The 20033-nt window shown below is 73.4% G+C and carries 22 protein-coding genes; 9 read left to right on the plus strand and 13 right to left on the minus strand.

The window, feature by feature from the left end; translation table 11 throughout:
• Positions 1 to 66 precede the first annotated feature (66 nt).
• From fahA to amrb99_RS26355, 4 genes are all read right to left on the minus strand, one after another.
• Positions 67 to 1287, minus strand: coding sequence for a fumarylacetoacetase (gene fahA / locus amrb99_RS26340; RefSeq protein WP_190860797.1), 1221 nt, complete (start codon positions 1285 to 1287; stop codon positions 67 to 69).
• A gap of 93 nt (positions 1288 to 1380) precedes the next feature.
• Positions 1381 to 2841 carry a hypothetical protein gene (locus amrb99_RS26345; RefSeq protein ID WP_190860799.1) on the minus strand — a complete coding sequence of 487 codons (1461 nt, stop codon included), beginning with the start codon at positions 2839 to 2841 and terminating at the stop codon, positions 1381 to 1383.
• A 171-nt stretch (positions 2842 to 3012) separates the two neighbouring features.
• Entirely contained in the window at positions 3013 to 3483 is a 471-nt protein-coding gene (ispF, locus tag amrb99_RS26350) for a 2-C-methyl-D-erythritol 2,4-cyclodiphosphate synthase (RefSeq protein ID WP_347256869.1), read from the minus strand.
• A 22-nt stretch (positions 3484 to 3505) separates the two neighbouring features.
• Entirely contained in the window at positions 3506 to 3988 is a 483-nt protein-coding gene (locus amrb99_RS26355) for a CarD family transcriptional regulator (protein WP_067459337.1), read from the minus strand.
• A 362-nt stretch (positions 3989 to 4350) separates the two neighbouring features.
• Here amrb99_RS26355 and amrb99_RS26360 point away from each other — a divergent pair, with 362 nt between their 5' ends.
• Together amrb99_RS26360 and amrb99_RS26365 are read left to right on the plus strand one after the other, a co-directional pair.
• On the plus strand, positions 4351 to 5109 hold the full coding sequence (locus amrb99_RS26360) for a hypothetical protein (protein WP_190860803.1): 759 nt from the start codon (positions 4351 to 4353) through the stop codon (positions 5107 to 5109).
• Positions 5110 to 5234: 125 nt separating this feature from the next.
• Positions 5235 to 6158, plus strand: coding sequence for a hypothetical protein (locus tag amrb99_RS26365; protein ID WP_190860805.1), 924 nt, complete (start codon positions 5235 to 5237; stop codon positions 6156 to 6158).
• Positions 6159 to 6233: 75 nt separating this feature from the next.
• On the opposite strand, the gene amrb99_RS26370 is transcribed toward amrb99_RS26365, so the two are convergent.
• Both amrb99_RS26370 and amrb99_RS26375 read right to left on the minus strand, forming a co-directional pair.
• The gene (locus tag amrb99_RS26370; protein WP_190860807.1) at positions 6234 to 6914 is read right to left on the minus strand and encodes a response regulator transcription factor; all 681 of its coding nucleotides are present in this window, start codon (positions 6912 to 6914) and stop codon (positions 6234 to 6236) included.
• Complete coding sequence (locus amrb99_RS26375) at positions 6911 to 8113, minus strand: ATP-binding protein (protein WP_190860809.1); 1203 nt, start codon at positions 8111 to 8113, stop codon at positions 6911 to 6913. Before amrb99_RS26375 ends, amrb99_RS26370 begins: the two co-directional genes overlap by 4 nt.
• 180 nt (positions 8114 to 8293) lie before the next feature.
• Between amrb99_RS26375 and phoU the strand changes: the two genes are divergently transcribed.
• Positions 8294 to 8956, plus strand: a complete 663-nt coding sequence (gene phoU, locus amrb99_RS26380) for a phosphate signaling complex protein PhoU (RefSeq protein WP_190860811.1) — start codon at positions 8294 to 8296, stop codon at positions 8954 to 8956.
• A gap of 42 nt (positions 8957 to 8998) precedes the next feature.
• On the opposite strand, the gene amrb99_RS26385 is transcribed toward phoU, so the two are convergent.
• Positions 8999 to 9613: a TetR/AcrR family transcriptional regulator gene (locus amrb99_RS26385; RefSeq protein ID WP_190860813.1), complete on the minus strand. Its 615-nt coding sequence runs from the start codon at positions 9611 to 9613 to the stop codon at positions 8999 to 9001.
• Positions 9614 to 9719: 106 nt separating this feature from the next.
• Between amrb99_RS26385 and amrb99_RS26390 the strand changes: the two genes are divergently transcribed.
• The gene (locus amrb99_RS26390; protein WP_190860815.1) at positions 9720 to 10715 is read left to right on the plus strand and encodes a hypothetical protein; all 996 of its coding nucleotides are present in this window, start codon (positions 9720 to 9722) and stop codon (positions 10713 to 10715) included.
• A gap of 45 nt (positions 10716 to 10760) precedes the next feature.
• On the opposite strand, the gene amrb99_RS26395 is transcribed toward amrb99_RS26390, so the two are convergent.
• On the minus strand, positions 10761 to 11162 hold the full coding sequence (locus amrb99_RS26395) for a carboxymuconolactone decarboxylase family protein (RefSeq protein ID WP_190860817.1): 402 nt from the start codon (positions 11160 to 11162) through the stop codon (positions 10761 to 10763).
• A gap of 106 nt (positions 11163 to 11268) precedes the next feature.
• Between amrb99_RS26395 and amrb99_RS26400 the strand changes: the two genes are divergently transcribed.
• A complete protein-coding gene (locus amrb99_RS26400; protein WP_190860819.1) occupies positions 11269 to 12147 on the plus strand; it encodes a LysR family transcriptional regulator in 879 nt (292 codons plus the stop codon).
• A gap of 71 nt (positions 12148 to 12218) precedes the next feature.
• Here amrb99_RS26400 and amrb99_RS26405 read toward each other — a convergent pair whose 3' ends face one another.
• The gene (locus amrb99_RS26405) at positions 12219 to 12650 is read right to left on the minus strand and encodes a MarR family transcriptional regulator (protein WP_190860821.1); all 432 of its coding nucleotides are present in this window, start codon (positions 12648 to 12650) and stop codon (positions 12219 to 12221) included.
• Between the two features lie 80 nt (positions 12651 to 12730).
• Here amrb99_RS26405 and amrb99_RS26410 point away from each other — a divergent pair, with 80 nt between their 5' ends.
• Together amrb99_RS26410 and amrb99_RS26415 are read left to right on the plus strand one after the other, a co-directional pair.
• On the plus strand, positions 12731 to 13912 hold the full coding sequence (locus tag amrb99_RS26410) for an MFS transporter (RefSeq protein WP_347256870.1): 1182 nt from the start codon (positions 12731 to 12733) through the stop codon (positions 13910 to 13912).
• A gap of 192 nt (positions 13913 to 14104) precedes the next feature.
• Positions 14105 to 15340, plus strand: coding sequence for an MFS transporter (locus amrb99_RS26415; protein ID WP_190860825.1), 1236 nt, complete (start codon positions 14105 to 14107; stop codon positions 15338 to 15340).
• 18 nt (positions 15341 to 15358) lie between these two features.
• Here amrb99_RS26415 and amrb99_RS26420 read toward each other — a convergent pair whose 3' ends face one another.
• A complete protein-coding gene (locus amrb99_RS26420; protein WP_190860827.1) occupies positions 15359 to 15748 on the minus strand; it encodes a VOC family protein in 390 nt (129 codons plus the stop codon).
• Positions 15749 to 15900: 152 nt separating this feature from the next.
• On the opposite strand from amrb99_RS26420, the gene amrb99_RS26425 reads away from it, so the two are divergent.
• Complete coding sequence (locus amrb99_RS26425) at positions 15901 to 16347, plus strand: hypothetical protein (protein ID WP_190860829.1); 447 nt, start codon at positions 15901 to 15903, stop codon at positions 16345 to 16347.
• Positions 16348 to 16381: 34 nt separating this feature from the next.
• Here the strand turns inward: amrb99_RS26425 and amrb99_RS26430 are convergent, their stop codons facing one another.
• Genes amrb99_RS26430 through mshA form a run of 3 tightly spaced genes read right to left on the minus strand, consistent with a single transcriptional unit; the run spans position 16382 to position 19105 of the window.
• On the minus strand, positions 16382 to 17200 hold the full coding sequence (locus amrb99_RS26430; RefSeq protein ID WP_190860831.1) for a phosphoglyceromutase: 819 nt from the start codon (positions 17198 to 17200) through the stop codon (positions 16382 to 16384).
• 28 nt (positions 17201 to 17228) lie between these two features.
• Positions 17229 to 17723 carry a YbjN domain-containing protein gene (locus amrb99_RS26435; RefSeq protein WP_190860833.1) on the minus strand — a complete coding sequence of 165 codons (495 nt, stop codon included), beginning with the start codon at positions 17721 to 17723 and terminating at the stop codon, positions 17229 to 17231.
• Positions 17724 to 17761: 38 nt separating this feature from the next.
• Positions 17762 to 19105 (minus strand): D-inositol-3-phosphate glycosyltransferase, encoded by a 1344-nt coding sequence (gene mshA / locus amrb99_RS26440; protein ID WP_190860835.1) that lies wholly within the window; start codon positions 19103 to 19105, stop codon positions 17762 to 17764.
• A gap of 134 nt (positions 19106 to 19239) precedes the next feature.
• Here mshA and amrb99_RS26445 point away from each other — a divergent pair, with 134 nt between their 5' ends.
• Positions 19240 to 20001 carry an SDR family NAD(P)-dependent oxidoreductase gene (locus amrb99_RS26445; protein ID WP_190860837.1) on the plus strand — a complete coding sequence of 254 codons (762 nt, stop codon included), beginning with the start codon at positions 19240 to 19242 and terminating at the stop codon, positions 19999 to 20001.
• The last annotated feature ends 32 nt before the right edge of the window (positions 20002 to 20033 follow it).

Genomic DNA, 20033 nt, shown 5'->3' on the forward strand with positions numbered 1-20033 from the left:
GCCTCCATGTTCGAGGCCGCGCGCGGCGAACGGCAGCAGAACGTCGTTCTGTGGATAACCGGGCCGTCAGGTCAGTGCCGGATGCACCGTGCCAACGACCTCCCCGAGCGAGATGACCGACCCCGACGCGCCCGGGGCCGTCGCCCGGATCGTCACCGTGTCGCCGTCCTCCAGGAACGTCCGCTTCGTCCCGTCGCCGAGGTCCACCGGCTCGCGGCCGTTCCAGCCGAGCTCCAGCAGGCAGCCGCGCTGGCCGCGCTCCGGCCCCGACACCGTCCCGGACGCGAACAGGTCGCCCGTGCGCAGCGGCGCGCCGTTCACCGTGGCGTGCGCGAGCTGCTGCGGCGCCGTCCAGTACATCCCGGCGAACGGCGGCTCGGACACGACCTGCCCGTTGATCAGGACCTCGAGCCGCAGGTCCAGCCCCCACGGCTCGGCGCAGCGCAGGTAGCCGAGCGGCTCCGGGTCCTGGACGGGCGGGTCCACCCGCGCGTGCTCCAGCGCGGCCACCGGCACCACCCACGGGGAGATCGACGTCGCGAACGACTTGCTGAGGAACGGCCCGAGCGGCTGCGACTCCCACGCCTGGAGGTCGCGCGCGCTCCAGTCGTTGACCAGCAGGAACCCGAACACGTGATCGCGGAAGGCGCCGGTCGGCACGCCCCGTCCCGGCATCGACGGGACGCCCGCGACGAACCCGACCTCCGCCTCGAAGTCCAGCCGCAGCGACGGCCCGTACGACGGCTCCGGCTCGCTGACCCCGGTCATGCGCTGCCCGGACGGCCGGACGATCGGCGTGCCCGACGGGTACACCGTCCCGGCGCGGCCGTGGTACCCGACCGGTAGCCGCTTCCAGTTCGGCTTGAGCGGCTCGCCCTGCGGCCGGAAGATCCTCCCGACGTTGGCCGCGTGGTGCTCGGACGAGTAGAAGTCCACGTAGTCGGCGACCTCGATCGGGCGCAGCACCTCCACGTCCGCCAGCGGGATCAGGTGCGGTTCCACCCGCGGACGGTGCGCCGCGTCCGTCAGCAGGTCGGTGAGGCGGGCGCGGTTGGCCTGCCAGGCGGCGCGCCCCGCCACCATGAACGCGTTGAGCGAACCGGACGCGAAGTAGTGCCGGTCCTCCACCAGCCCGGCGGCCGACAGCCCCGCGAGGTCGAGAACGTACGCGCCGATCGCCACGCCCACGCGCGGCATCTCCCCGGGACGCGAGAACACGCCGTACGGGAGGTTCTCGATGCCGAAGCCGTCGTCCTCGTCCAGCTCCACCCACGAAACCGTTGTCATGGAGACATATCTTCCCCGGTGTCCCGCGTTCTGACCGGCTCCGAGCACCCCTCATCCGGCCCCGCCCGCACGGGACGCGCCCGGGGCCGCGGCTCACTCCACGGGAGGCGTGGGACCGCTGCGGAAGTTGCCGGACGGCGGCGGGTTCCAGTCCCAGATGCGGCCCTCCCCGGGCTCCCGCTCGTCCTCCGGGCTGGGCGACGGGTGCGGGACGCGCGGGACCGGCGGGGCGTCGCCGCCGTCGCCCGCGTCCGGGTCCTCGGCCCGGTCGGCGGGCGGGCCGTCCTGCTCCTCCGCGCCGTCGTCGTGGGCGGCGGGCTCGGCGCCGTCAGTGGCGGGCTCGGCGCCGTCGGTGGCGGGCTCGGCACCGCCGGCCTCGGCGTCGGCGCCGTCGACGCCGGCGGCGCCCTCCGCACCGGGAACGACGATGTCGGGACGGGTCGTCCGCGCCTTCTCGCCGGGCTCGGGGCCATCGGCGTCGCGGCCCCTGACCAGTTCGACGTCGGTGGGCAGCAGCGCGGGCGCCGGCCGGGGCTCGGGCAGCGGGTCGAGCGGAGGGGACGGCTCGCGCTCGTACTCCTCCGCGTAGTCGACGTCGTAGTCCTGCTCGTCGTCGGCTTCGCCGTAGCCCTCGCGCGCCACGCCGTAGCCCTCGGACGCCACGCCGTAGCCTTCACGCGCGACGGCGCGCACCCCCGCGTAGTCGTCCTCGCGGGTCACCTCACGGCCGTGCGCGTACTCGTCATCGTCATCGTGCCCGCGCGCGCCCGTGGAGTCGTCCTCGCGGGTCACGTCGTGCCGGGACACCGGCTCGTCATCGTGGTCGAGGTCGGGCCGGTGGCCGTGCGGCACCTCGTAACCGTGGTCGCGTGCCACCTCGTACTCGTGGACGGTGGCGTGGTCGAACTCGTGCTCGGGTTCGGACGAGGCGACGGGCAGCAGGTCCAGCGGACGGGGGCGCGGCTCGTACCCGCGCTCCTCCTCGTAGGAGTGCTCCTCCTCGGCCGCCGGCGCCTCCAGCGCGGCAGGCGGCTCCAGGGCGGGGAGCACCTTGACGTGGCCGCGCTGCGCCTCGACGGGCCCGGGCTCGTCCGCGGCGGGGCGGGACACCCGGATCTGCTTGATCATCGTCAGCCACAGCCAGACCGCGATCACCAGCATCACGTGCGGCGCCACGGCCACGCCCGCGCGGACGGAGTCGCGCGGCAGCGAGTCGAATCCCCACACGGCGTGCTGGACGGCGGCAGCGGCGGCCCCGGCCACCAGGAGCAGCAGCAGCGCCCAGCGCAGGAGCCTGCTCCACCAGCGGGCGTTCCGCGCGACCACCAGCGCGAGGATCGTCATGGCGGTGAGCGCGTCGGCCATCACCGGATAGACCGGCGCCCACCGGCGGCTCGCCCGTCCGGCCAGCGCGAGCTCGCGCAGGACGGGATAGGTCAGCACGTAGGCGCCGGCCGCCAGCGCGACGACGACGAGGCCGGCGGTCGCGGTGAGCAGCCGCCGCTGGGCAGGGCTGTAGCGGGGGCCGCCGGGGCGCGTGGGATCAGATGGCATGACTCTCGTTCCGGGGTGAACGCCTTGCGGGGTGGGCCTTCAAGGCGACCCTAGCCAGCCCGGACGCCGCTCACCCGCATCTTCGCCGCGATGATCCAGGACGGCGCGCCTTAAGCCCGGAGAAGCCCGCTTTGCGGCCGCGATGCGGCGGGAAGATGGGAGGCGGGAAGATCAGGAGGTGGGAACGACCAGGGCGGTGGCCATGGCGGCCAGCCCCTCACCACGGCCGGTCATGCCGAGGCCGTCGGTGGTGGTGGCGGAGACGCTCACGGGGGCGCCGCCCAGCGCCTCGCCGAGGACCTTCTCCGCTTCGGCGCGGCGCTTGCCGATCTTGGGCCGGTTGCCGACGACCTGGACGGCGACGTTCCCGATGGCGAAGCCGGCGTCGGCGGCCAGGCGGGCGACCTCGCGCAGCAGGTCGGCCCCGGACGCCCCGGCCCAGCGCGGGTCGGCGGTGCCGAAGACGGCGCCGAGATCACCGAGACCGCAGGCCGACAGCAGGGCGTCGCACGCGGCGTGCGCGGCGACGTCGCCGTCGGAGTGCCCGGCCAGGCCGTGGCCCTCCCCGGGCCATTCGAGCCCCGCGACCCAGAGGGGGCGCGGCTCCGACGAGAACGGGTGGACGTCGGTACCGACGCCCACCCGTGGAATCCGCGCGTTCAACTCAGCTGGCCAGAACCTCGTCGAGCAGGGCCTCGGCCTTGTCCTCGTTGGTCTTCTCGGCGAGCGCGAGCTCGCTGACCAGGATCTGGCGCGCCTTGGCGAGCATGCGCTTCTCGCCCGCCGACAGGCCGCGCTCCTTGTCGCGCCGCCAGAGGTCGCGAACGACCTCGGCGACCTTGTTCACGTCGCCGGAGGCGAGCTTCTCGAGATTCGCCTTGTACCGGCGCGACCAGTTGGTGGGCTCCTCGGTGTAGGGTGCGCGAAGCACCTCGAACACCTTCTCCAGACCCTCCTGGCCGACGACGTCCCGGACGCCCACGTCCTCGACGTTCTCGACCGGAACCTGCACTGTCAGGTCGCCCTTGTCGACCTTCAAGACCAGATAGGTCTTTTCCTCACCTTTGATGGTGCGAGTCTCGATGGCCTCGATCCGAGCAGCCCCATGGTGGGGGTAGACGACGGTGTCGCCGACCTGGAAAGTCATGTGACAAGTACCCCTTCCGCTACGACCAGGGTAGCACGGAAACCAGCGTGGCTGAACCGGCCTTCCTGACATATCCGCAGGTCAAGCCGCATATTGGGGTATTGACAAAGCTCTTTAATGGTGCATCACGCACCTGTTCCCCGCACTCAGCGTGACCGGAGCACCACCAGTCTCCCCCCGGAACGCCCTTACCGCCAACCCCCCTCGCGATACAAGCGTCACCGCTGCCGATCGGGCGGACGCGCCCCATACTGGAGGTGAACATGCCGCCCCGGGCGGGTACGAAGCGGCCGGAAGGGACCGAAACGGGCAGTGGCGGACGGCGAGGCGGTGCCGGCGAGCGACGGCGAGGGAGGTGCGGCGTGAGGCCCGACGGCGACCCCGACCCCGATGACTACGGGCTCCCGCACGTCGACGTCGTCGTGCCCGATGACGCCCGCGAGCTGGACCGCGACGTGCTCGCGTACCGCCGCGAGGAGCGCCGCCGCCGGCGCCGCAGGCGGCTGCGCCGGGTCGCCCGCCCGGTCACCCGGTTCGGCGTCGCCATCCCGATCATCGCCGGGGCGCTGCTGGTCGCGCTGATCAGCGGGGCGCTGATGACGGCGTTCGGGCCGCGCCCGGCGCCCCGCCCGAAGGGCGTCGCGCTGGCCCCGAGCCCGGCCGCCGCGCCGGGCGAGATCGGCGGGCTGCTGCCGGCCGGAGCGGTGGACGTGGTGAACCGCGACAAGAACACCAGGGACCTGCGGGACCTGCGGCCCGCGGTGTTCGGCATCGTGCCGCCGGGCGCGGAGTGCCCGGGCGTCGTCGCCGCGCTGGCGGGCAGCGCGCACGAGTACGGGGTCCGGTTCATGCTGGTCGCCGATCCGCGGCCGGCGGCGGGGCGGCAGCCGGTCCCGCTCAAGGACATCAAGGCGTGCGCGGGCACGGCCCACGACGGCACGGCGGAGATCCTGGAGGACTCGAAGGCCCTGCTGGCGGGCGCCTACGCCCCGGCGCCGGCGGCGGGGTCCGCGCTCACCGCCGTGTTCGTCCAGCCGGACGGCGTCGTCAAGAACGTCGTGGCGGGCGCGACCCCCGGCCCGGATCTCGCGCAGAAGGTCAAATCGCTGAGATACGGCTGACATTTTCCGTCCGTGTCGCCACCCCGGATCAGGGTTCGGGCAGGGACCTCGCTACGCTTCCCCTGGCGTATCTCACGCCACCTGGAACCTTCAACACCCCTTTTTTTCGCGAGGAGACCGACGCCGTGATCCGAAACAGCCGTCGAGTGGTCGCGCTCGCCGTCGCGGGCGCCGTCGCGATCGCACCGGTGATCTCCGGCTGCGGCGCCGGCGAGGAACCTCAGACCTCCGCTCCCACCCAGCTGACGGAAGGCGTCAACACGTCCGTCCCGTCGAACAAGCCGGCGGCGGCGCAGATCGCCGTGCGCAACCTGTTCGTGCTGGGGCCGAAGCCGGGCCAGACGCTGCCGGCGGGCGGCGCCGCGCCGCTGTACGCGACGATCGTCAACCAGGTGAAGGGCCGTCCGGACAAGCTGATCTCGGTGAGCTCGCCGGCCTTCTCGCAGGTGAAGCTGCAGGGCGGCGGCGTCGTGATCCCGGCCGCCGCGCCGTCCGGCGTGGGCGGCGCGGTGAAGCTGATCGGGCAGACGATCGCTCCGGCCGCGCCTGCGAGCGAGAGCCCGTCGCCGAAGAAGGGCAAGAAGTCGCCGGGCGCCACCGAGACCCCGGGCGCCACCGAGACGCCGGGCGCGACCGGCACCCCTGTCAAGCCGAGCCCGACGGGCCCGGGCCAGGTGCCGAGCGGGAACCCGTCGCGCACGTCCAGCACCACGCCGTCGGCGCCCCCGCAGGGCGCCACCGTGCCGTCGCCGGCCACCGGCACGGGCCCGCTGGTCGTGCTGACCGGCGCGGCGCAGCAGCTGCTCGGCGGCGAGCAGATCATGGTGACGCTGCGGTTCGAGCAGGCCGGCTCCGTGCAGGTCCAGGTGCCGGTGATCCCGCAGCAGGGCGAGTACGAGACCTACCCGGCCGCGCCGGGGACCGAGGCGACGCCGACCGGCGGCGCGTCCCCGTCCCCGACCGTGTCCGGCGGTTCCGGCACGGGTGGCACGACGCCGACCCCCACCGGCTCGGCCACTCCGACGCCCGCCGGCTCGCCCACCCCGTAAGGCCCCGACCCGGCCCCATCTCGAACGACGGAACGGCCCGTACGGCACTCGCCGTACGGGCCGTTCTCGTTCCGATCAGGGCTCGAACTTATAGCCGAGGCCGCGGACGGTGACGATGTAGCGCGGCGAGGACGGGGTCGCCTCGATCTTGGCGCGCAGGCGCTTGATATGGACATCCAGGGTCTTGGTGTCGCCGACGTAGTCGGCGCCCCAGACGCGGTCGATCAGCTGCATGCGGGTCAGGACGCGGCCCGCGTTGCGGAGCAGCACCTCCAGCAGCTCGAACTCCTTCAGAGGGAGCTGGACCGGGGCGCCGCCGACGCTGACCACGTGCCGTTCCACGTCCATCCGGACCGGCCCGGCCTCCAGGGTGGCCGGGGCCAGCTCCTCGACCTCGCCCTGGCGGCGCAGCACCGCGCGCATGCGGGCGATCAGCTCGCGGGTGGAGAACGGCTTGGTGACGTAGTCGTCGGCGCCGAGCTCCAGGCCGACGACCTTGTCGACCTCGCTGTCCTTGGCGGTGAGCATGATCACCGGCACGCTGGACCTGGTGCGCAGCTCCCGGCAGACCTCGGTGCCCGGGAGGCCGGGCAGCATCAGGTCGAGCAGCACGAGGTCGGCACCGTTGCGCTCGAAGATGTCCAGCGCGTCGGGCCCGGTGGCCGCGACCGCGACCTCGAAGCCCTCCTTGCGCAGGTTGTACGACAGTGCGTCGCTGAACGACTCCTCGTCTTCAACGACGAGCACGCGGGTCACGGTGTTGCCTCCCGGGCGTTTTCCATTGCTGCCCTCTCGACGGGCCTGACTGCGGGGATGGGCGGGTCGAGGAGCGGGAGCCGGAGCGTGAACGTCGATCCGGACCCCTCCTTGCTCCATACCGTCACCTCGCCGCCGTGCTTGGTGGTGACGTGCTTGACGATGGCCAGGCCGAGGCCGGTGCCGCCGGTCTGGCGCGAGCGGGCCGGGTCGACCCGGTAGAACCGCTCGAAGATCCGCTCGATCTCCGCCTCCGGGATGCCGATGCCCTGGTCGGTGACGTTGATCTCGACGTACCGGTCGTCGCACCGGCGGGCGGACACGACGACCCGGGTGTGCTCGGGGCTGTAGGCGACGGCGTTGTCGATGAGGTTGCGCAGCGCGGTGATCAGCAGTTCCTCGTCGCCGCGCACCCGCAGGCCCTCCTGCCCGCCGGCGGCCAGCTCGATGTCCTTGCTGGACGCCTTGATCGAGCAGCGGTCGATGGCCTCGGCGGTGATCTCGTCGAGCCGGACGGGCCGCAGCTCGGGCAGCGGCTCGTCGCCCTGGATGCGGGACAGGGTCATCAGGTCCTGGACGAGGTTGGTCAGCCGGACCGACTCGTACTGCATGCGCCCGGCGAAGCGGCGGACGGCCTCGGGGTCGTCGGCGGCGCCCTCGACGGTCTCGGCGAGCAGCGAGAGGGCGCCGACGGGGGTCTTCAGCTCGTGGCTGACGTTGGCGACGAAGTCGCGGCGGATGGCCTCGGTGCGGCGCATCTCGGTGAGGTCCTCGGCGAGCACGAGGACGAGGCCGTGGGAGCCGAGCGGCGCGACGCGGACCGCGAACCAGCGCCCTTCGGCGCGGCCGCGGCGGCGGGTCTCGCCGACCTGGATCTCCGTCTCGCGGATCTCGCCGTCGCGGCGGACGAGCCGGGCCATCACGAGCAGCTCGTCGATGACGAGGCGCTCGCCGCTGACCATGCCGAACGCGCGGGCGGCCGAGCTGGCCCGCAGCACCCGGTCTTCGGCGTCCAGCACGACGGCCGAGGACCGCAGGACGCTGAGCACCGAGGCGACGCCCGGTGGGACGCCTCCGGCAGGCGCCGCCAGGGACGCCGTCCGCTGGGCTCGCTCGCTCACGCGCACCGCCAATCCAGTCGCGAGCCCGATCGCGAGCCCGGCAAGCCCGGTCAGGCTCGCGACGATTTCGACCTCCACACCACGGATCGTAAGCGGCGTTTCGAGGCCCGCCGCCCGGCGGGCCGCCGGAACGGCGTCTCGTTCCCCGAAAGTTCACCTTCTTATACGCGAGGGTTCATGCTGGTCGGGCAGGCTGTTGCGTGGGCGAGTCCGCCCAGAATGACCGTCTTTCACCCCCTTTGCCCCAAGGAATCCCAATTGCGTGACGCGTATCACGAGGAGCTCGACTCCCTCTCCGACAAGCTGGTGGAGATGACCCGCCTCGTCCGCTCCGCGATGGCGCGCGCGGTCACCGCGCTGCTGGACGCGGACCTGCGGCTGTCGGAGGAGGTCATCAGCGGGGACGAGCACGTGAACAAGATCGACGCGGAGATCGAGGAGACGGTCTTCGACCTGATGGCCCGGCAGCAGCCGGTCGCCGGCGACCTGCGCACCCTGATCACCGCGCTGCGGATGAGCGGCGACCTGGAGCGGATGGGCGACCTCGCGGTGCACATCGCCAAGACCGCCCGCCGCCGCCACCCCGAGTCGGCGGTCCCGCCCGAGCTGCAGGCCACCGTGCTGGAGATGGGCCAGATCGCTGAGCGGATGATCGCCAAGACGGGCAGCGTGATCGCGTCGCAGGACGTCGAGATGGGCCTGGAGCTCGACGCCGACGACGACCAGATGGACCGCCTGCACCGCCGCCTGTTCGACATCCTGCTGTCCCCGAAGTGGAAGCACGGCGTCGAGCCGGCCGTCGACATCACGCTCGCCGGCCGCTACTTCGAGCGCTTCGCCGACCACGCCGTCCACGTCGCGGAGAACGTCGTCTACCTGGTCACCGGGCAGCGCCCCGCGGAGATCACCGACCTCCCCTGACCCGGTCGGCGCGCCCTCGCCCGCCCCGCGGCGCGCGGCGGTTCAGACGACGGGCCGGGCGACGAGGGCGGCGTTGGCGAGCGCCCTGATGCCCCGCTTCAGGTCCTGCGGCGCGACGTCGCCGATCAGGAGCCGCTGCAGCAGGTATCCGGGCATGATCGCGAAGAGGGTCTTGCTCGCGGCCTCGACGTCGGTCCCGGCCGGCAGCCGCCCCTCGCCGACGAGCCGCCGCAGGTAGGCCCCCCAGATCTCGCGCAGCCCGGCGAACGACCGGGTGAGGTGGTCGGCGAGGTCCGCGTCGTACATGGCGAGGGCCCAGGCCTGCGGGGCGAGCCGGACGGGCCCGTCCTCGCCGGACAGGCCGGTGAGCTTCTCGGCGAGCGCATCGAAGATCTCGTCGAGCGGGAGCAGCCGGTCACCGGTGGTGAGGTCGACCAGGAACGCCTGAAGGTCGCCGACCACGGCCATGAGGTTGGCGGCGACGATCTCGTTCTTGCTCTTGAAGTACCGGTAGACGGCCCCGGCCGACAGCCCGGACTCGGCGAAGATGTCCTGCATGGACGTCTCGTGGACGCCCTTGCGGACGAAGCACCGGCGCGCGGCGTCCAGGATCTGGCGGCGGCGGCGTTCGAGGTGCTCCTCGCTGACTCGCGGCATGGCGCCAATCTAAAACGAACGTTCGTTTCTTGACAAGCCGGACGGGGCGGTGCGACGCTTTCCGGGAGCTAAAAGAACGGACATTCGCTTTTCTTGAGGAGCGGGCATGAAGTCCTCCCCCGCCGTGCGCGCCCTGGGCGTCGCCGCCGGCGCCGCACTCCTGCAGCTCGTCATGATCACCGCGTTCGCGTGGCCGGCCGCCCACCTCGCGCCCCGCCGCGTCCCCATCGTCGTCGCCGGTCCCGCGGCCGGACCGGTCGCCGAGCGGCTGGCGGACGCCCGGCCCGGCGCCTTCGCCATCTCGACCCGCCCGGACGAGGCGTCGGCGCGCAAGGCCCTCACCGACCGCGACGCCTACGGCGCGATCATCGCCACGCCGTCCGGGACGCAGGTGCTCACCGCCTCCGCGGCCTCCCCGGCGGTCGCGCAGCAGCTCGACGCGCTGGCCCAGCGGTTCGCCCCGAAGCGGGACGCGGCGGCGGGGGCGGTGCCCGCCGTCCGGGACGTCGTCGCCGCCGACCCCGACGACCCACGCGGCACCGGGTTCGGCGGCATGGCGCTCCCGCTGATCATGTCGTCGATCGCCGCGGCCGCGCTGCTGACCTTCGCGGTCCGCCGGGTGTCCTGGCGGTCCGCCGGCGTGCTGCTGTTCGCGGTGCTCGGCGGGCTCGGCTCGGCGGCGCTCGCGCAGTCCTGGATGTCGCTGCTGCCCGGCCCCTACCTCGCCATCGCCGGCGTCATGGCGGTCACCATCGCCGCCGTCACCGGTACCGTCGCCGGGCTGGCGTCCCTCGGACGGGCCGGGCTCGGCGTCGGCGCCTTCGTCTTCCTGCTGGTCGGCAACCCGCTGTCCGCCGCGACCTCGGCCCCCGAGCTGCTGCCCCGGCCGTGGGGCGAGATCGGCCAGTACCTCCCGCCCGGCGCGAGCGCGACCCTGCTGCGCTCGGCCGCCTTCTTCGACGGCGCCGGCGCCGCCCGCCCGATCGCGGTGCTCGCCGGCTGGACGGTCCTCGGGGCGGCCCTCCTCGCGCTCGGCGCCCGGCGCGGCCGCGCCGGGCGGGCCGCCACCGCCGACCGCGCCCCGGAGCCGGCGCTCACCTGACCCCCTGTCCTTCCGGGAGGCGCTCCCGGAAGGGCCCCGCCGCGTTCACGACAGGTTGCTGATCGGCAGCAGGCCGCGCTCGCCGAACACCTTCTTGGCGACGAGCGTCGCGTTGAGGGACCGGGGTATCCCCGCGTAGACGGACGTGTGCAGCAGCGCCTCGGCGACCTCCATGGCGGTCAGGCCGACGTTCAGCGCGGCGTTGATGTGCACCTCCAGCTCGATCTCGCAGCCGCCCAGCGCCGCCAGCACGCCGAGCGTGACGAGCTGGCGGTCGCGGGCGGGCAGCTCCGGCCGGGCGTACATGTCGCCGAACGCCCACGCGACGACCTGGTGGCCCAGCTCGGGCGAGACGTCGGCGAGCGAGTCGACGACCCGCTGCCCGGCCTCCCCGTCGACCTGCTCCAGGACCTTCATTCCGTACCGGTAGCGCTCTTCGCGGTCCATCTCGTCCTCCTTGAAGCGGTTGCGATGACTAGATCGTGGCCCAGGAAACCGCTTCGGCTGCCTATGAGGCATGTGGAGATATACTTCCCATGCTCAGGAGGCATGGATGGACTTGCGGATGCTCGGTTACGTCGTCGCGATCGCAGAGGAGGGCTCGATCAGCGGCGCCGCCCGCCGCCTGCGGCTGACCCAGCCGACCCTCAGCCGGCAGCTGCGCGAGCTGGAACGCCGCCTCGGCACCGAGCTGTTCGTCCGCGAAGGGCGCGGCCTCACTCCGACCGCCGCCGGAAAAGCGCTGGTGAAGCGCGCTTCGGTGGTGCTGGCGGAGGCGGAGGCGGCACTGGAGGACGTCCGGCTCGCCGCGCAGGGCCTCGCCGGGCGCGTGACGGTGACGTTCGCCGGGTCCGGGATCAACGGGCCGCTCGGCGGCGCGCTCGGTCGGCTCCGCCGCGAGCTCCCCCGCGTCGACCTGCGGCTGGAGGAGAGCTTCAACGACGCCGAGATGTCCGACGGCGTGCTCGACGGGCGGTTCGACCTCGCCGTCCAGCGGCTCCCGTCCCGCGACGCGCGGCTCGCCACCCGGCCGTGGTGGAACCAGCCGCTCACCCTGTTCCTGCCGTCCGCGCACCCGCTCGCGCACGCGCCGGGCCCCGCGCCGCTGAGCGCGCTCGGCCGCATCCCGCTCGTGGTGTGGCCGCGCGAGGCGTCACCGCACTCCCACGACGAGATCCTCGCGCTGTGCGACCAGGCGGGCGTCGTCCCCCGCATCGGCGCGAGCGCCCGCAGCGTGCAGACCGTCCTCGCCCTGGTCGCGGCCGGTTTCGGCGGCGCGGTGATGCCGGACTCGCACCGCGCGCTGCGCCGCGTCGGCGTGACGCCCCGCCTGCTCGCCGGCACGAACACGACCCTCTATCTCGTCTGGCGCGCCGACGAGACCGACCCGCTCGTCCACCGCTTCCGGGACACCCTCGCCGACCTCGCCTGACCCGCACCGACCTCGCACCCGCACCGTTCGGCGAGAGGCGCGGGTTCACGCCGGGCGCGGGCCGCGGGGGCTCAGTCGTCGGCCAGCAGGTCGCGGAGCAGGTCGCGCAGGGCCTCCTGCTTGTCGTCGGCCAGCGCGGCCAGCGGGGAGTGCGCGCCGAGGCGGTCGAGGACGCCGGCGCGGGCCCGCTCGCCCGCCGGGGTGAGGACGATCTGCTTGGCGCGCCGGTCGGTGGGGTGGGGCCGGCGCTCGATCAACTCCTGCGCTTCGAGCCGGTCGAGGACGAACGTCGCGTTGGACGCCTCGCACGCCATCCGGACGGCCAGCTCGCGCGCCGTGATCGGCTCCGACAGCTCGCGGAGCGCGACGACCTGGGACGCGGTCATGCCGATGTCCTCGGCGACGCGCCGCACGTGGACGTCGAGCCGCTGCACGAACCGGTGGACGAGCTTGCACACGTCCCGGTCGATGTCGTCCGCCGCCGGCGCGGGCTGCTGGGCCATGCCGGAAGTCTACCCGACCTGATTCGAGTCATGATAATGATAGTTCGAACTATACGAGTTCGAACTACATGGAGCTGCGCGTGCCCCTCCCCCTGCTGTCCCTGATGCTGGTGGTCTTCGGCCTCACCACCGGCGAGTTCGTGATCGCGGGCATCCTGCCCGACGTGGCCGCCGGGCTCGCGGTGCCGGTGCCCGCCGCCGGCCGGCTGGTCACCGCCTACGCGCTCGGCATGATCGTCGGCGGTCCGGTCGTCACCGCGCTGACGGCGCGGCTGCCCCGCCGCCCCCTCGTCGCCGGGCTCGTGACCGTGTCCGTGCTCGCCAACCTCGGCTCCGCGGCGGCGCCCGGCTACGGGCTGCTGCTGGCCGCCCGGTTCGCCGCCGGGCTCGTCGTCGCGACGTTCTTCGCCGTCGCCATCGCCACCGCCGTCTCCACGGCCGCCGAGGGGAGGCAGGCCTCGGCCGTCGCGAAGGTCGCCCTCGGGATGAACCTCGGCATCGTCCTCGGCACCCCGCTCGGCACGCTCGTCGGCCAGCACCTCGGCTGGCGCGCCGCGTTCGTGGCCGTCGCCGCCGTCACCCTCGCCGGCCTGCTGATGGTGCTGCGGTTCGTCCCCGCGATCCCGGCCCCCGCCGGCTCGGTCCGCGGCGAGCTGCGCGTCTTCGCGGGCCGCGACGTCCGGCTCGCCATCGCGCTCACGGCCGTCGGCAACGTGGGCGTCGTGACCGTCTTCTCCTACATCGCACCGCTGCTCACCGGAGTCAGCGGCTTCGGCGAAGGCGCCGTGCCCGCCTTGCTGCTGGTGTACGGGGCGGGCGCGGTCGCGGGGAACTTCCTCGGCGGCCGGCTCGCGGACAGGGCCCTGATGCCGTCGCTGGCCGGCCTGCTCGCCGCGCTGGCGGCCGTGCTCGTGCTGTTCTGGGCCGCCGGGGGCGTGCGGCTCCTCGCCGTCCCGCTGGTCTTCGTCCTCGGGGTGCTCGCCTTCGCGATCATCCCGGGCATGCAGACCCGCGTGCTGAGCGCCGCGGGCGCCGCGCCGACGCTGGCCGTCGCGGTCAACGCCTCGGGCTTCCAGGTCGCCGCCGCGTTCGCGGGCTGGCTCGGCGGCGCCGTCATCGACCACGGTCCCGGCGCCCGCTCGCTGTACCTGGTCGGCGCGGCCCTCACCGTCGCGGGCCTGGGCATCGCGCTCGCCATCCTGCGCCGTGACCGCCGCATGTCCGCCGACCCCGAACGCCCCCTGGAGCAGGTCGGCTCCTGAGTCCGAGGGTCACTCCAGGGCGGTCGGCCTGATCGCCATCGTCGACCAGGCCATCACCCACCTCGAACCCGGTCTCGCCCTGAGGCCCCCGAAGCCGCCCTGGAGACCCCGGCCCTCGCCCTGTAGGGTCCGCCTCGGCCCCGTCCGCAGGATCCGCCCCGCGATCCCCCACGCCCGGGAGGGCGATCGCGCATGGCACTGAGGAACATGCTGCTCGACGTCGCGCCGTTGCGCGCGTCGCCCGCCTTCCGGCGGCTGTGGGCAGGGCAGACGCTCTCCGGTTTCGGCGGGCAGATGACGCTCGTCGCCGTGATGTTCCAGGTCTGGCAGGCGACGCGGAGCACCACCTGGACCGGCGCGGTCGGCCTGGCGCAGGCGGTTCCGCTCGTCGCGCTCGGGCTCTTCGCGGGATCGCTCGTCGACCGCGTGGACCGCCGGAGGTTCTACCTGCTCACGACGGCCGGGCAGACGGCGTGCTCGCTCGCCCTCGCGCTCCAGGGCCTCCTCGGGCACCTCCCGCCGGCCGGGGTCCTCGGGGTGGTCGCGGCGCAGTCCTGCTTCGCCGCGGGCGGCGGGCCCGCCTCGCGCGCCTTCATCCCGCGGCTGCTGCCGAAGGGGCAGGTGGCCGCCGGACTGGCGCTGCGGCGGATCGCCTTCCAGGGCGCCATGCTGGTCGGGCCCGCGCTGGGCGGGCTGATCGTGGGCGGCCTCGGCGTCGGCGGCTGCTACCTGGTCGACGCGCTCACGTTCGCCGCCGCGCTCTACGGCGCGTTCGGCCTGCCGCCGATGCCTCCGGGCGGCGAGCCCGCGCGTCCCGGGCTGCGCGGGGTGCTGGACGGCCTGGCGTTCCTCGTCCGGACCCCGGTGATCCGCGGGGCCCTGCTCACCGACCTGGCCGTCACCGTGCTGTCGATGCCGGTGAGCCTGTTCCCGCTGATCAACGCGGAGCGGTTCGGCGACGACCCGCGCACGCTCGGGCTGTTCCTCACCGCGATCGCGGCGGGCGGCGTCGCCGCGTCGCTGCTCTCCGGCACCTTCACCCGGCTTCCCCATCCGGGCCGGGTCATGCTCGCCGGCTCCGTCGGCTGGGGCGCCGCGCTCGTGCTGTTCGGCCTGGCCCCGGACCCGTGGACGGGCCTCGCCTGCCTGGTCCTGGCGGGCGCCGCCGACACCGTCTCCGTGGTGTCGCGGGGCACCGTCGTCCAGCTCGGCACCCCGGCCGAGCTCCTCGGCCGGGTCGGCGCCGCCGAGCAGATCGTCGGGCAGGCCGGTCCCGACCTCGGCAACCTGCGCGCCGGGCTGGTCGCGGACGCCACGTCCGGCACCGCGGCCGCCGTCAGCGGCGGACTGCTCTGCCTCGCCGCCGTCGCCGCCGTGGCGGCCGCCACGCCGCCCCTCCGCCGGCGCTCCGCGTCCCCGGCGCGGTAGCGGTCGGCACGGCCGCGCTCAACGCGGGGCGGGCTCCACCCTCTTGCGGAGCAAGCAGAACTCGTTGCCCTCCGGGTCGGCGAGGACGTGCCAGGACTCCTCGCCCGTCTGCCCCACGTCGGCGGTCCGCGCGCCGAGGTCGAACAGCCGCTGGAGCTCCTCGTCCTGGTCGCGGTCGGTCGCGTTCACGTCGAGATGAAGGGGCAGCTTGCCGCGCCTCGGTTCGTCGCTGCGGCTGAGGACCAGCCTGAGGTCGCCCTCGCCCAGCCCGGTTCCGGCGGGCCCGATCTCGATGTCGCCGTTGTCATCGCGCTCCAGGACGGCGTAGTCGAGCACCGCGCACCAGAACTCGGCGAGGGTCTCGGGGTCCCGGCAGTCGATGACCAGCTCGGTGATGCGGCATGCCATCGCGCCACAGTACCCCGTTAACGATCATGAGCGGGGAGCGGGGAAGGCACCGCCGGGACGGCGGCGCGGCCGGGGACGGCGGCGGGGACGCGGCCGGGGGCGGTCGTTACGGGAGGCTTATCGGGAAAGGCCCGTTCTGCGATCATCAAAGGGTGAGCGCTGGTGCGACGTGGAGCATCGTCGGCGTCCTGATGGCCGCCACCCTGTTGGCCTTCGTGACGCGCTCCCGGGTCATCGGCCGGCTCTGGGGGCCGGTCTTCCGCATCGCGCACGGCACCGCGTCCGCCGCCCTGCTGTCGCTCCTGCTCTACCTCGCGTGCATGGCGATCCACGGCCTCGTGCAATACGCCGTGCACGCGGCCTTCGGCGGATGGCTCGCGACCACGCTGACCCTGGTGGAGACCTTCGCGTACACACCGGTGGCGCTGGTGCCGCTGCCCGACCGGGACCGGGAGCCCTTCGGGGACCTGCGCCGCGAACTGGAGAAGGCCGGAGCGACCTTCCCGCAGGCGCGGGCGTCCGCCTGGGTGACCGGGCCCCTGTCGTTCCTCGGGCTCGGCGCCGTGCTCGGACCGCTCTTCGTCGAGTTCGCGTCGTGAGGGGCCGCCGTCGCCGGCGGCCCCGCGCGGCGGTCTACTTCTTGCGGCCCCGCCGGGCCTTCGGCGCGTCCTTCTTCGGCTCGGCCTTCTTCGGCGCGGCGGGCTTCTTGCCGCCGCCCTGGTTCTTGACGGCCTCGATGGCGGCCTTCGCGGCGGCCGGGTCGAGGTACTCGCCGCCGCGCTTGAGCGGGGCGAAGTCGTCGTCCAGCTCGTAGACGAGCGGGATCCCGGTCGGGATGTTCAGGCCGACGATCTGGTCGTCGGAGATGTCGTCCAGGTGCTTGACCAGGGCGCGCAGCGAGTTGCCGTGCGCGGCGACCAGGACGGTCTTGCCGGCGGCGAGGTCCGGGACGATCGAGTCGTACCAGTACGGCAGCAGCCGGTCCACGACGTCGGCGAGGCACTCCGACCGCGGGATCAGCTCGGACGGCAGCTCCGCGTAGCGCAGGTCGTTCACCTGGGACAGCGGGTCGTCGTCCTTGATGGGCGGCGGCGGGGTGTCGTAGGACCGGCGCCAGGTCATGAACTGCTCTTCGCCGAACTCCTCGCGCGTCTGCGCCTTGTTCTTGCCCTGGAGGGCGCCGTAGTGGCGCTCGTTGAGCCGCCAGGAGCGCTTGACCGGGATCCACAGCAGGTCCGCGACGTCCAGCGCGATGTTGGCGGTGCGGATGGCCCGCTTCAGCAGGGAGGTGTGCACCACGTCGGGCGTGATGTCGGCGTCGAGCAGCAGGTCGCCGCCGCGGGTCGCCTCGCTCTCGCCCTTCGTGGACAGGTCGACGTCCACCCAGCCGGTGAACAGGTCTTCCGCGTTCCAGACGCTTTCGCCATGCCGGAGCAATACCAGGGTCGCCATGGTGCAGAGCCTATCGGGACGCGCGGATCTACTCGCGATTGGCCGGGTCCGCGAAGGACGCGAAGGCCCGCAGGTTGGCGAGGCTCTCGCCGCGCTTGACCCGCCAGTCCCACTCCCGCTGGATCGACGACTTGAACCCGCGTTCGAGGGCCTTGTCGAAGTTCTCGTCGGAGTAGGTCAGGACGCAGCCGAGCAGCCGGTCGATCTCGTCGGCGCTGACGGACTCCAGCGGGACCTTCCCGACGAGGTGGACGTCGCCGACGTCGTCGAGGGCGAACGCGACCCCGTACATGCGGCCGTTCTTCTCCAGCAGGAACCGGTAGAACTCGGCGTGGTTCTCGTCGGGGCGGCGGCAGAAGAACGCCTCGACGTGCAGGCTGTGGTCGCCGACGATCAGCCAGGTCATGGTGGCGAGCTTGTGCTGGCCGGGCAGCTTGACGAAGAACGCGTTCTCGCGCGGCTCGTCGAACTCCAGCTCGGCGGCCCGCAGCGCGTCCCGGATCGTCTCGACGGTGCCGCTCATGCGTTCTCCCTTCGAGGGACCCCCCGGTTCGCTGCCGCTCATGCCGTGACCTCCGCGGTGAGCTGCGGGGAGAGGGCGGGCGGTGCGAGGCGGACGGCCGGTAGCGACATGGCACCGGTATACACGTCCAGGAGGCGGTCGACGGTGGCGTCCCACCCGAAGTCCTGGGCGCGGCGGACGGCGCCGCGCGCGAGGCGGTTGTGGCGGCCGGGCTCGGCGTGCAGGCGGCGCAGGACGGCGGCGTAGTCCGCCGGGTCGTGCCCGGTGACGAGGACGCCGGACTCGCCGTCCGCGACCGCGGTGCGGAGCCCGCCGACGCCGGCCGCGACGACGGGCGTCCCGCACGCCTGGGACTCGACGGCGACGAGGCCGAACGACTCGCTGTGCGACGGGACGACGGTGACGTCCGCGGCGCGGTACCAGTCGGCGAGGTCGGCCTGCGGGGCCGGCGGCTCGAACCGGACGACGTCGGCGATGCCGAGTTCGGCGGCGAGGGACTGCAGTCCTTCGGGGCGGCACCGGCCGGAGCCGCTCGGGCCGCCGACGACGGCGACGACGAGCCGGGAGCGCAGCGACGGGTCGTCGGCGAGCATGCGGGCGGCGGCGCGCAGCAGCACGTCGGGGGCCTTGAGGGGCTGGATGCGGCCGACGAACAGCAGGACGTACGCCTCGCGGGGCAGGCCGAGGCGGCGGCGGGCGGGGCCGGTGCGGTGCGGGAGGAGCCCGGTGCTGCGGGCGAGGATCGGGGACTCGGGTCGGAACACCGACAGGTCGACGCCGGGGCTGACGACGGCGACGCGGCGCGGGTCGGCGCCGTACAGGCCGATCAGCTCGTCGGCCTCCTCGCGGGTGTTGGCGACGAGCTGGTCGGAGGAGGCGACGACCTGCTCCTCGCCGAGGACGCGCTCGTCCGGTTCGGGCTTGTCGCCGTCGGCGAGCGCGGCGTTCTTGACCTTGGCCATGGTGTGCATCGAGTGCACCAGCGGGACGCCCCAGCGCTGCTTGGCCGCCCATCCGGCCTGGCCGGAAAGCCAGTAGTGGGTGTGCAGAAGGTCGTAGTGGCCGGGGTCGTAGGACGCCTCGGCGCGCAGCAGGCCGGAGGTGAAGCCGCACAGCTGGCGGGGCAGCTCGCTCTTGTCGAGCTCCTCGAACGGGCCGGCGACGACGTGCCGGACGAGGACGCCGGGGGCGAGCTCGGCGACGGGGGGCAGGGCGCGGCAGGTCGCGCGGGTGAAGATGTCCACCTCGACGCCGCGGGCGGCCAGCCGTTTGGCCACCTCGACGATGTAGACGTTCATGCCGCCCGCGTCGCCGGTACCGGGTTGGTCGAGGGGGGAAGTATGAACACTGACCGTCGCAACTCGGTTGATACGACGCGACACCGGACACCACCTCCGGTAGTGCAACCTATCGAGCGGGTTACCTGTTCCCTTAGGAAGGGGGACAATCGTCACTTCTCGCCACAGTGATCGACCTCACCGGCCGGCGCCAGGCCCGCACCTGGGAGGCTGGACGCATGCGTAAGACCGCGGTAGTGACCGGAGCAAGCAGCGGAATCGGGGCCGCCACGGCCAGGCGGCTGGCGGCGGAGGGCTTCAACGTCGTCCTGGCGGCGCGGCGCCGCGAGCGCCTCGACGGGCTCGCCAAGGAGATCTCCGAGGAGGTCCCGGGCGCGGCCAAGATCGTGCCGTTCACCCTGGACGTGACCTCGCAGGAGTCGGTGGACGCGCTGGTCGCGGCGGTCGGGGCCTGCCACGTGCTCGTCAACAACGCGGGCGGCGCGCTCGGCCTCGACACCGTCGAGACCGCCGACCTCGACGACTACCGGGCCATGTACGAGACGAACGTGCTCGGGCTCGTCCGGGTGACGAAGGCGCTGCTGCCCAAGCTGATCGAGAGCGGCGCGGGGCACGTGGTGAACATCACCTCGCTCGCGGCGCACGTCCCGTACGAGGGCGGCGGCGGGTACAACGCGGCCAAGCACGCCGCGTACGCGGTGAACGAGGTCATGCGGCTGGAGCTGGTGGCGAAGCCGGTCCGGATCACCGAGGTCGCGCCGGGGCTGGTGAAGACGGAGGAGTTCTCGCTGGTCCGGTTCCGCGGCGACGAGGCGCGGGCGGCGAAGCCGTACGAGGGCGTCCCGGAGCCGCTGGTGGCGGAGGACGTCGCGGACTGCGTCGCGTGGGCGGTGACGCGCCCTCCGCACGTCAACATCGACCGGATCGACGTCCAGCCCCGCGTCCAGGCGGCCCCGCACAGGCTGCACCGCGAAGGCTGACGCGTCGGCGTGCGGCGGGTCGGCGTGCGGCA

The organism is Actinomadura sp. RB99 (assembly GCF_014706005.1).
Lineage (GTDB): Bacteria > Actinomycetota > Actinomycetes > Streptosporangiales > Streptosporangiaceae > Spirillospora.